This is a genomic window from Bacillus mobilis (assembly GCF_001884045.1).
GTDB classification, from domain to species: domain Bacteria; phylum Bacillota; class Bacilli; order Bacillales; family Bacillaceae_G; genus Bacillus_A; species Bacillus_A mobilis.
This window is the reverse complement of sequence record NZ_MACF01000139.1, coordinates 19,645-30,517: the sequence shown is the minus strand read 5'-3', so window position 1 is coordinate 30,517 and position 10,873 is coordinate 19,645. Positions and strand designations below refer to the sequence as shown.

Below are 10,873 nucleotides of genomic sequence, written 5' to 3'. Positions count from 1 at the left end.
GGCGCGTCTTCTAACATACCAAGCGGCTTGGCTTGAATCGGAAGGGCTTCCGTACGGGAAAGAGTCAGCGATGTCAAAAGTATTTGCAGGCGATACAGCGATGAAGGTGACGACTGAAGCGGTACAAGTATTTGGTGGTTACGGTTATACGAAAGATTATCCAGTAGAGCGTTATATGCGCGATGCAAAGATTACACAAATATATGAGGGAACACAAGAAATCCAAAGGCTTGTAATTTCTCGTATGTTAACGAAGTAGGAACGAAAGCGTAGGTATTTTCCTACGCTTTTTCCTTCCAAAAAATAATAGAGAGAGGTGAAGGGGATGGTTAAACATAATGTGCATGCGTCCGTGAAAGATGAAAAATTAGTTGCGTTAAGACGTGAACAAATGATTAAAGGTGCGGTGCAATTATTTAAGCAAAAAGGGTTCCCACGTACAACAACGAGAGAGATTGCGAAGGCGGCTGGGTTTAGTATTGGAACACTTTATGAGTACATTCGTACAAAAGATGATGTTTTATATTTAGTTTGTGATAGTATTTATGAACATGTAAAAGAAAGATTAGAGGAAGTAGTGTGTACAGAAAAAGGGAGTATAGAAAGTTTAAAGATAGCAATAACGAATTACTTTAAAGTGATGGACGAATTGCAGGAAGAAGTATTAATAATGTATCAAGAGGTACGTTTTTTACCGAAAGAATCACTCCCGTACGTATTAGAAAAAGAGTTTCAAATGGTCGGAATGTTTGAGAATATTTTAGAGCAGTGCACAGAAAATGGGACATTTACATTAAATAAAAAAGAGATACAGCTTCTTGCACATAACATTTTCATACAAGGACAAATGTGGGGATTTAGACGTTGGGCCCTGCAAAAACTGTATACGCTTGAAGAATATACAGAAATGCAAATTAGGTATGTACTGCAAGGAGCGCATATGTTTCCGAAATAAAGAATAGACAAATTATAATTTTATTACCATATTAAAGTTTCCCGTTTTTTTTGTAGCATATTTGTGCGACTTTTGTTTATAATGAATAGTATGGATTTTTTTAAGCAGACCGTTATATATAAGGTTATATTTGAAGAAAGGAAGTGCCGCATAAGTGAATTTTAAGCAATATTCACCAGAAGAGCTAAAAGAATGTTCAATGATTGAAGTTGTACATAGCGTTTTAGGGGATAAAAGACAAGCAACGACATTCAACGAGTTGGTTCAAGAAATCGCTCAAGTGCTGGGACTATCTCAAGAGCAAGTTAATGCGAAACTCGCACAATTTTATACAGATTTAAACATCGATGGACGTTTCATTAATTTAGGAGAAAATCGTTGGGGGCTACGCAGCTGGTACCCATATGAGCAAATTGATGAAGAAATCTTGCCTCAACCAAAACCGAAGAAGAAACGTAAAGTTGAAGAAGACGGTTTTGACGACTACATTGAAGAAGATGAAGACTTCGACGATGCAGACGGAAATGAAGAAGACGAAGAGGTAGAAGATTTGGACAAGGTTCTTGAAGAAGAAGACGGAGATGACGAAGATCTTGATGATTTAGATGAAGATGATGACGATGACTTCGCCGAAGAAGAACTTGAGTACGATGAAACTGAAGAAGAAGAAGAGGAAGAACTGTAGTTCTTGACTTTTCATTATCGTCCATGTAGAATCATTTTTGGGCTCTTTAAAAAAGGACGATAATACTTTTAAAGTGTAAATATAAAAGAAAATTGCTCCCTACTTATTACTTTTTGTGATGAGGGGAGCAATTTTCTTTTTTGTTTTTTGTTTAGAAAATAAAAAGAGTCTAACAATAAGATGGATACAGTGTTATCTACATACGTTGCGCTTTGCAACGGTGATTATATAACAGCAAAATAGGAGGGAGCTTTTTCATGACTAAGTATATTTTTGTAACAGGCGGTGTAGTATCGTCTTTAGGAAAAGGTATTACAGCAGCATCTCTAGGAAGACTTTTAAAAAATCGTGGTTTAAACGTAACGATTCAAAAGTTTGATCCATACATTAACGTAGACCCAGGGACTATGAGCCCATACCAACACGGTGAGGTATTCGTAACAGATGATGGTGCAGAAACTGACTTAGACCTTGGTCACTATGAGCGTTTCATCGACATCAACTTAAACAAATACAGCAACGTAACAACAGGTAAAATTTACTCTTCAGTTCTTCAAAAAGAGCGTCGTGGTGAATACCTAGGAGGAACAGTTCAAGTTATTCCTCACATTACTAACGAAATTAAAGAGCGTGTATACCGTTCTGGTCGCGAAACAAACGCGGACGTTGTTATTACAGAAATTGGTGGAACTGTTGGTGACATCGAGTCTCTACCATTCTTAGAAGCAATCCGTCAAATTAAGAGCGACATCGGTCGTGACAATGTAATGTACATTCACTGTACGTTAATCCCGTACTTAAAAGCAGCGGGTGAAATGAAAACAAAACCAACGCAACATAGCGTTAAAGAGCTTCGTAGCTTAGGTATTCAACCAAATATTATCGTTGTTCGTACAGAATTACCTGTTTCTCAAGATATGAAAGACAAGCTTGCATTATTCTGTGACATTGATACAAAAGCAGTTATCGAAGCACGCGATGCAGATACTTTATATGCGGTTCCATTATCTCTTCAAGAGCAAAATATGGATCAAATCGTTTGCGATCACTTAAAATTAGACAATCCAGCTGCAGATATGACAGAGTGGACTGCGCTAGTTGATAAAGTACGTAACCTTTCTAAGAAAACAAAAATTGCTCTTGTTGGTAAATACGTAGAGCTTCAAGATGCATACATTTCTGTTGTAGAAGCACTTCGTCATGCGGGTTATTCATTCGACACAGATGTAGAAGTGAAATGGGTAAATGCTGAACACGTAACACCAGAGAACGTACAAGAATTAGTTGGCGACACAGATGGTATCCTTGTACCTGGTGGATTCGGAGATCGTGGTGTAGAAGGTAAAATCGTTGCAATTCAATATGCTCGTGAAAACAAAGTACCATTCTTAGGAATTTGCTTAGGTATGCAACTTGCATCAATCGAATTTGCACGTAACGTATTAGGATTAGAGGGAGCTAACTCTTCTGAAATTAATCCTGACACACCTTATGCAATCATTGACTTATTACCAGAACAAAAAGATGTAGAAGACTTAGGTGGTACACTTCGTCTTGGCCTATACCCATGTAAGCTTGCTGAAGAAACAAATGCTTACAGTGCTTACAATGAGCCGGTTGTATATGAGCGTCATCGTCATCGTTATGAGTTCAACAATCAATTCCGTCCGGATATGGAAAAAGAAGGATTTGTATTCTCTGGTACAAGCCCAGACGGCCGTCTAGTTGAAATCATTGAATTAAAAGATCACCCTTGGTTCGTGGCAGCACAGTTCCACCCAGAACTAGTTTCTCGTCCAAACCGTCCACAACCATTGTTCCATGACTTCGTAAGAGCTTCTATTACGAATAAAGAGAGCAAGTAATAAAAAAAGCGCCTGAAATAGGGCGCTTTTTTTAATATTCATTTAACATTTCATCGATTGTAAATTTGATCCCATGATATGCAAATAAAGCTATCATTAAACTTGGGAATCCGTAGCGATTGCCTTCATCATCTGGAATAAGACCTTTTAACAGCTTTGTATCAATATGTACATCTGTATATTGTTCTAGCGATTCAGTACCTTCTTGAATAGCAGAGATACCGACAATAGAGTGTCCATTTGCTTGAAGTTTTTTTGCCATTGCGACAACTTCTTCATCTGTTGAAAAACGGCTAATAAGAAGTACACGATCTGCAGAAGTTACTTCTACTTCTTTACCATTTTCAAATAATCGTTTTGCTTGCTTCATTGGTTCAGCACCGGATAAAGCTTCGGCAACAACGCCCTCCATTTCATTTGTACCATGTAAATAAATGAAACCATCGCCAACTAATGCTTGAGCAAGTAGACGGGCGCTATCTTCTATATTCATTTCCTCTTTTTGAGAAACTCTGGAGAAATAACCACTTAATTGAGTTGAAAAAATTTTTAACATAATGTTACTCCCTTCGTACGTGTTTACCGGCTTTCATTATAGTGTATTTTTTTAGAAAGGTGAAATCGAAGGTGGCGTAACAAAATAGGAAACGGTAAAATAAGAAAGAATAGGAAGGAATTTGCCAAAGAATAGCGAAAATTAATCGTTAAGATATAAGAAGCTTTAAATCTTGTACTTACACAGAAAGGTTGGGAGTTATGGAAGGGAAAATTTTAATCGTTGATGATCAATATGGCATTCGTGTGTTATTACATGAAGTGTTCCAAAAAGAAGGTTATCAGACATTCCAAGCAGCAAATGGATTTCAAGCTTTAGATATCGTGAAAAAAGATAATCCAGATTTAGTAGTGTTAGATATGAAAATTCCAGGTATGGATGGTATAGAGATTTTAAAACATGTAAAGGAAATTGATGAGAGTATTAAAGTAATTTTAATGACTGCTTATGGAGAGCTTGATATGATCCAAGAAGCAAAAGATTTAGGAGCTTTAATGCACTTTGCTAAACCGTTTGATATTGATGAAATTCGTCAAGCAGTGAGAGATCAGCTTGCTGTAGAGGCGTAAAAAATGAATTTTTTATAAAAAATATGGAAAAAAGCGTTTACATGGACTATTGAGCAGGTGAATACGGTTGAGTTTTTGAGTACAAGTTGTTATCCTATTGAGTGTAGAAAAAAGTCCGGTATGTAAATATACATATTTTACCTTATTCTGGTCATACTACCAGCGATAAGAACTTATCGGATACAAAAAACGTTTTTTAGGAGGATTCACCATGCCTTTAGTTTCTATGAAAGAAATGCTAAACACAGCACTAGAAGGAAAATACGCAGTTGGTCAATTCAACATGAACAACTTAGAGTGGACTCAAGCTATCTTAGCTGCTGCGGAAGAAGAAAAATCTCCTGTAATCCTAGGTGTATCTGAGGGTGCAGCTCGTCATATGACTGGTTTCAAAACAGTTGTAGCTATGGTTAAAGCTTTAATCGAAGAAATGAACATCACTGTTCCTGTAGCGATTCACCTTGACCATGGTTCAAGCTTCGAAAAATGTAAAGAAGCAATCGATGCAGGTTTCACATCTGTAATGATCGACGCTTCTCACCACCCATTCGAAGAAAACGTTGAAACTACTAAAAAAGTAGTAGAATACGCACACGCTCGTAACGTATCTGTTGAAGCTGAGCTTGGAACAGTTGGCGGACAAGAAGACGACATCATCGCTGAAGGCGTAATTTACGCTGACCCAGCAGAGTGTAAGCACCTTGTTGAAGCAACAGGTATCGATTGCCTAGCTCCAGCTTTAGGTTCTGTACACGGTCCTTACAAAGGTGAGCCTAACTTAGGATTCGCTGAAATGGAACAAGTTCGTGACTTCACTGGCGTACCTTTAGTATTACACGGTGGTACTGGTATCCCAACTGCTGATATCGTAAAAGCTATCTCTTTAGGTACTTCAAAAATTAACGTAAACACTGAGAACCAAATCGAGTTTACAAAAGCTGTTCGTGAAGTATTAAGCAAAGACCAAGAAGTTTACGATCCTCGTAAATTTATTGGACCTGGCCGCGACGCTATTAAAGCAACTGTTGCTGGTAAAATGCGTGAATTCGGTTCTAACGGTAAAGCGTAAGAATAAAATTCCGTTTTGGAAACCGTCTAGTCTTTTAGACGGTTTCCTTTCGTTGTATAATGAAAGCGTGAACAAGTCTAAAGATTTTTATCATTTTGTTTTTGAAGTAGAAAATAATGTGCATAGTCCTATTAAATAAATGTGATAACGTATCTAAATTGATAAAGTAAATTCGATGAATAGTTAATCTTTATCTAGTCGTACTACAGGAGAAATGAAGATAATGGTTTCCTATTTATTGAGTGTTAGGGTGGAAAGAGTGATTGAGATTCTTAAGGGGAGCTTTCTATAAAGATATAGAAAGTAAGTACATTCACAAGAAGGGAGCTCAATATGGAAAAATTGCTAATTGAAGGCGGAAGAGCTTTAAATGGAACAATTCGAGTGAGTGGTGCAAAGAACAGCGCCGTTGCACTAATTCCAGCGACAATTTTAGCAGATACTCCAGTAACTATTGGTGGTGTCCCTAATATTTCGGACGTGAAAATGTTAGGAGACTTGCTAGAGGAAATTGGAGGAAGGGTAACTTATGGACAGGAGGAAGAGATGGTAGTCGATCCTTCTAACATGGTTGCAATGCCTTTACCAAATGGAAAAGTGAAAAAATTGCGTGCTTCTTATTATTTAATGGGTGCGATGCTTGGCCGTTTTAAAAAAGCTGTTATTGGGCTTCCAGGTGGATGTCATTTAGGACCGAGGCCGATTGATCAGCATATTAAAGGATTTGAAGCGTTAGGTGCACATGTTACGAATGAACAGGGTGCGATTTATTTAAGAGCAGATGAATTGCGTGGTGCACGTATTTATTTAGATGTTGTTAGTGTAGGAGCTACGATTAATATTATGCTGGCAGCTGTGCGAGCGAAGGGTAGAACTGTTATTGAAAATGCAGCGAAAGAACCAGAGATTATTGATGTAGCTACATTGTTAACAAGCATGGGTGCACGTATTAAAGGTGCTGGCACAGATGTAATCCGAATTGATGGTGTGGATTCACTGCACGGTTGTCATCACACGATCATTCCGGATCGTATTGAAGCGGGTACGTATATGATTTTAGGAGCTGCATCAGGAGGAGAAGTAACGGTTGATAATGTTATTCCTCAACATTTAGAGTCAGTTACAGCGAAGTTAAGAGAAGCTGGTGTCCAAGTTGAAACGAACGATGACCAAATTACAGTGAACGGTAATAGAAGGTTAAAAGTAGTTGATATAAAAACGCTTGTATATCCAGGATTCCCAACAGATTTACAACAACCATTTACGACACTTTTAACAAAGGCGCACGGAACAGGTGTTGTAACGGATACGATTTACGGCGCACGCTTTAAACACATTGATGAGTTACGTCGTATGAATGCACAAATTAAAGTAGAAGGTCGTTCGGCAATTGTAACTGGTCCTGTTTTATTGCAAGGTGCAAAAGTGAAAGCGAGTGATTTGCGAGCTGGAGCGGCCCTTGTTATTGCAGGATTAATGGCGGATGGAATTACAGAAGTAACCGGACTTGAGCATATTGATCGAGGGTATGAAAATATAGTAGACAAGCTTAAAGGTCTTGGCGCAAACATTTGGCGAGAACAAATGACAAGTCAAGAAATTGAAGAGATGAAGAACGCATAAGTGATACTTCCGCAAGGGGGAAGCGAAGCATCACTACTTGCGGAAGTATACTTTGTAGAGAAACACGGTTCACAAAATACGGCAGAATATATAAAGACTTAAAGGAGAGGGATTATCGTGGAAAGAAGTTTATCTATGGAGTTAGTACGTGTAACAGAGGCTGCAGCATTATCATCAGCGCGTTGGATGGGGCGCGGGAAAAAGGATGAGGCAGACGGTGCAGCAACATCAGCTATGCGTGACGTATTTGATACAATCCCGATGAAAGGTACAGTTGTCATTGGTGAAGGTGAGATGGACGAAGCACCAATGTTGTATATCGGAGAGAAATTAGGTACGGGATATGGACCACGTGTAGACGTTGCAGTTGATCCTTTAGAAGGGACAAACATTGTAGCAGCTGGTGGATGGAATGCTCTTGCTGTTATTGCAATTGCAGATCATGGTAATTTGTTACATGCTCCTGACATGTACATGGATAAAATCGCGGTTGGCCCAGAAGCAGTTGGGGCGGTCGATATTGATGCGCCTATTATCGATAACTTACGTGCGGTTGCGAAAGCGAAAAATAAAGATATTGAAGATGTTGTAGCGACAGTTTTAAATCGTCCACGTCATCAAGCGATTATCGAAGAAATTCGTAAAGCTGGTGCTCGTATTAAATTAATTAACGATGGAGATGTGGCTGGAGCAATTAATACTGCATTCGATCGTACAGGTGTAGACATTTTATTCGGCTCTGGTGGAGCACCTGAGGGTGTATTAGCAGCAGTTGCATTAAAATGTCTAGGTGGAGAAATCCACGGAAAGCTTCTGCCTCAAAATGAAGCTGAATTAGCTCGTTGTAAAAAAATGGGCATTGAAGATATAAATCGTATCCTTCGTATGGAAGACTTAGTAAAAGGTGACGATGCAATCTTTGCAGCAACAGGCGTAACAGACGGAGAACTATTACGCGGCGTTCAATTTAAAGGCAGCGTAGGAACAACTCAATCCCTTGTTATGCGTGCAAAATCAGGCACAGTACGCTTCGTAGACGGACGTCATAGCTTGAATAAAAAACCGAACTTGGTTATTAAATAAAAAGCGTAAGCAGCTCGTTCAGAATGGGAGGGGGATGGAGCTTCTGACGTAGAGGCGCTTTTTGCCTCGCAGGAAGAAGTGAAGCCACCAACCATTCTAGCTGCTGGAGCTGGATTAAATAAAAAGCGTAAGCAGCTCGTTCAGAATCGCAGGGCATTGGAGCTCTCGGCCATTTTGGCTACTGGAACTAGGTTAAATAAAAGCGAAGACAAATTTTCTTGTCTTCGCTTCTTGTATTTGTGTTTCAACGTATTGATTAAAACTAGATAAAAGGGTTACAATAGTGAATATTACCCTACTTGAACTTATTGCCTTTCATTATTAATTATTTGCCTTCCGTATTTTTTCCCTTTACCCATGTGAAAAGAGAATAACGTTAAAGTGTGGTGTCTGAATGAATTTGTCAATTGCAGCATTAGAAAACATGAAATTAAAAGAGTTATACGAGCTTGCGAAAGAATTTAAGATTTCGTATTATAGCAAATTAACGAAAAAAGAGTTAATCTTCGCTATCCTAAAAGCTCGAGCAGAAAAAGAAGGTTTCTTCTTCATGGAAGGCGTATTAGAAATTATTCAATCAGAAGGATTTGGATTCCTACGTCCTATCAACTATTCTCCAAGCTCAGAAGATATTTATATCTCAGCTTCGCAAATTCGTCGTTTCGATTTACGTAATGGAGACAAGGTTTCTGGTAAAGTACGACCTCCGAAAGAAAATGAACGCTATTTTGGATTATTACAAGTTGAAGCTGTAAACGGAGATGATCCAGAGTCAGCAAAAGAGCGTGTGCATTTCCCTGCATTAACACCATTATACCCAGATCGCCAAATGAAATTGGAAACGGAACCGAAAAAGTTACCGACACGCATCATGGATTTAATCGCACCAGTTGGATTTGGACAACGTGGTTTAATTGTCGCGCCTCCAAAGGCTGGTAAAACTAGTCTATTAAAAGAAATCGCACACAGTGTTACAACAAATCATCCGGAAGCTGAATTAATTGTACTTTTAATTGATGAGCGTCCAGAGGAAGTAACAGACATTGAACGTTCTGTTAAGGGTGATGTTGTAAGCTCTACTTTTGATGAAGTACCAGAAAATCATATTAAAGTAGCGGAACTTGTATTAGAACGTGCAATGCGTCTTGTAGAGCACAAAAAAGATGTTATCATTTTAATGGATAGTATTACCCGTTTAGCGCGAGCTTACAACCTTGTTATTCCGCCAAGTGGTAGAACATTATCGGGTGGTATCGACCCAGCTGCCTTCCATAGACCGAAGCGTTTCTTTGGAGCTGCACGTAATATTGAAGAAGGCGGTAGCTTAACGATTTTAGCAACAGCGCTGGTTGATACAGGATCTCGTATGGATGATGTAATTTACGAAGAATTTAAAGGAACTGGAAATATGGAACTTCATTTAGATCGTTCATTAGCTGAGCGTCGTATCTTCCCGGCAATTGATATTCGCCGTTCTGGTACACGTAAAGAAGATCTATTAATTCCGAAAGAACATTTAGACAAGCTATGGGGTATTCGCAAAACAATGCGCGATACACCAGACTTTGTTGAAGGTTTCTTACGTAAACTTCGTCAAACAAAGACAAATGAAGAATTTTTACAAAACATTGTTGCAGATTCGAAACGATATGTAACAACTAAGTAAAGGGAAAAGATTGGGACTCGCTTATTTCGTAGTAAGCGAGTTTTTTATGTTTTTTTAAGGGAATATTAGAGAGAGTAATATATGGAAAAAATTTTGTTTTTTGAGATGAAAATCATATTTGGGTCGAGAGCTTGAAGTGTTCTGCGATTCTGAGCGAGCCGCCTTCACTGTAAGGTGGTGATCCAGCTCCAGCGGCTAGAATGGTCGGTGGCTTCGCGTCTTCCTACGAGGCAAAAAGCGCTTCAAGGTCGAGAGTTCCAATGTCCTGCGATTCTAAACGAGCCGCTTTTGCTTTTAAATTCAAAAAGACAAAAACAGGTAGTTGCAAAATGGAGTTAGCCTTGTTATAATTTCATCATATGTGTTTCATCAATATAGTTGTGTAAGCAGCTGAAGATGAAAAACTCTGTTTCGAAAATGATTCAGGGCGGAAGGAGATGAAAAGAATGAAAGCAGGAATCCATCCAAATTACAATAAAGTTGTATTTATGGACACGAACACAGGCTTCAAATTCTTAAGCGGGTCTACTAAAGGCTCTAGCGAAACTGTTGAGTGGGAAGATGGTAACACTTATCCATTACTAAAAATTGAGATCAGTTCTGATTCTCACCCATTCTACACTGGACGTCAGAAGTTTGCTACTGCAGACGGACGTGTTGACCGCTTCAATAAGAAGTACGGTATCAAGTAATAAAGAACATAAAACAGGCAAGTGTATGTATTCGCTTGTCTGTTTTTTTTGCAAAAATATTAAACCTTTACCCTACTTTGGATTAGGAAAGTAGATGAAAGGAGAGCTCA

Annotated in this window: 11 protein-coding genes; 10 read left to right on the top strand and 1 reads right to left on the bottom strand. The window is 38.7% G+C overall.

Translation table 11 applies throughout. The features are described from left to right. The 4 genes from BAQ44_RS27155 to pyrG form a co-directional block, all read left to right on the top strand. A partial coding sequence (locus tag BAQ44_RS27155) for an acyl-CoA dehydrogenase family protein (RefSeq protein ID WP_282957304.1) occupies window positions 1–259 on the top strand: 259 nt, incomplete at its 5' end. A gap of 66 nt (window positions 260–325) precedes the next feature. After that, entirely contained in the window at window positions 326–955 is a 630-nt protein-coding gene (locus tag BAQ44_RS27150) for a TetR/AcrR family transcriptional regulator (RefSeq protein WP_000238598.1), read from the top strand. Window positions 956–1,109: 154 nt separating this feature from the next. Beyond that, the gene (gene rpoE / locus BAQ44_RS27145) at window positions 1,110–1,640 is read left to right on the top strand and encodes a DNA-directed RNA polymerase subunit delta (protein ID WP_061680031.1); all 531 of its coding nucleotides are present in this window, start codon (window positions 1,110–1,112) and stop codon (window positions 1,638–1,640) included. Between the two features lie 257 nt (window positions 1,641–1,897). Next, complete coding sequence (gene pyrG, locus BAQ44_RS27140) at window positions 1,898–3,505, top strand: CTP synthase (protein WP_000170443.1); 1,608 nt, start codon at window positions 1,898–1,900, stop codon at window positions 3,503–3,505. A 31-nt stretch (window positions 3,506–3,536) separates the two neighbouring features. On the opposite strand, the gene BAQ44_RS27135 is transcribed toward pyrG, so the two are convergent. Further along, on the bottom strand, window positions 3,537–4,061 hold the full coding sequence (locus BAQ44_RS27135) for a DUF2529 domain-containing protein (RefSeq protein WP_061680030.1): 525 nt from the start codon (window positions 4,059–4,061) through the stop codon (window positions 3,537–3,539). A gap of 200 nt (window positions 4,062–4,261) precedes the next feature. On the opposite strand from BAQ44_RS27135, the gene spo0F reads away from it, so the two are divergent. The 6 genes from spo0F to BAQ44_RS27100 all read left to right on the top strand — a co-directional run bounded on the left by spo0F (window position 4,262) and on the right by BAQ44_RS27100 (window position 10,763). Beyond that, window positions 4,262–4,630, top strand: a complete 369-nt coding sequence (gene spo0F, locus BAQ44_RS27130; protein ID WP_000398592.1) for a sporulation initiation phosphotransferase Spo0F — start codon at window positions 4,262–4,264, stop codon at window positions 4,628–4,630. A gap of 211 nt (window positions 4,631–4,841) precedes the next feature. Further along, window positions 4,842–5,699: a class II fructose-bisphosphate aldolase gene (locus BAQ44_RS27125; protein WP_063262339.1), complete on the top strand. Its 858-nt coding sequence runs from the start codon at window positions 4,842–4,844 to the stop codon at window positions 5,697–5,699. Between the two features lie 333 nt (window positions 5,700–6,032). Then, complete coding sequence (gene murA / locus BAQ44_RS27120; RefSeq protein ID WP_000413265.1) at window positions 6,033–7,322, top strand: UDP-N-acetylglucosamine 1-carboxyvinyltransferase; 1,290 nt, start codon at window positions 6,033–6,035, stop codon at window positions 7,320–7,322. A 117-nt stretch (window positions 7,323–7,439) separates the two neighbouring features. After that, the gene (gene glpX / locus BAQ44_RS27115) at window positions 7,440–8,405 is read left to right on the top strand and encodes a class II fructose-bisphosphatase (RefSeq protein ID WP_000442336.1); all 966 of its coding nucleotides are present in this window, start codon (window positions 7,440–7,442) and stop codon (window positions 8,403–8,405) included. A 394-nt stretch (window positions 8,406–8,799) separates the two neighbouring features. Further along, window positions 8,800–10,071: a transcription termination factor Rho gene (gene rho, locus BAQ44_RS27105; RefSeq protein ID WP_001053898.1), complete on the top strand. Its 1,272-nt coding sequence runs from the start codon at window positions 8,800–8,802 to the stop codon at window positions 10,069–10,071. A gap of 446 nt (window positions 10,072–10,517) precedes the next feature. Further along, the gene (locus tag BAQ44_RS27100; RefSeq protein ID WP_000643447.1) at window positions 10,518–10,763 is read left to right on the top strand and encodes a type B 50S ribosomal protein L31; all 246 of its coding nucleotides are present in this window, start codon (window positions 10,518–10,520) and stop codon (window positions 10,761–10,763) included. Window positions 10,764–10,873: the final 110 nt, after the last annotated feature.

What these genes read in the sequence shown, in the direction of transcription:
- BAQ44_RS27150 (WP_000238598.1), top strand. Translation starts at nt 326, where the DNA reads ATGGTTAAACATAATGTGCATGCGTCCGTGAAAGATGAAAAATTAGTT.
- pyrG (WP_000170443.1), top strand. Translation starts at nt 1,898, where the DNA reads ATGACTAAGTATATTTTTGTAACAGGCGGTGTAGTATCGTCTTTAGGA.
- BAQ44_RS27135 (WP_061680030.1), bottom strand. Translation starts at nt 4,061, where the DNA reads ATGTTAAAAATTTTTTCAACTCAATTAAGTGGTTATTTCTCCAGAGTT.
- spo0F (WP_000398592.1), top strand. Translation starts at nt 4,262, where the DNA reads ATGGAAGGGAAAATTTTAATCGTTGATGATCAATATGGCATTCGTGTG.
- BAQ44_RS27125 (WP_063262339.1), top strand. Translation starts at nt 4,842, where the DNA reads ATGCCTTTAGTTTCTATGAAAGAAATGCTAAACACAGCACTAGAAGGA.
- murA (WP_000413265.1), top strand. Translation starts at nt 6,033, where the DNA reads ATGGAAAAATTGCTAATTGAAGGCGGAAGAGCTTTAAATGGAACAATT.
- rho (WP_001053898.1), top strand. Translation starts at nt 8,800, where the DNA reads ATGAATTTGTCAATTGCAGCATTAGAAAACATGAAATTAAAAGAGTTA.
- BAQ44_RS27100 (WP_000643447.1), top strand. Translation starts at nt 10,518, where the DNA reads ATGAAAGCAGGAATCCATCCAAATTACAATAAAGTTGTATTTATGGAC.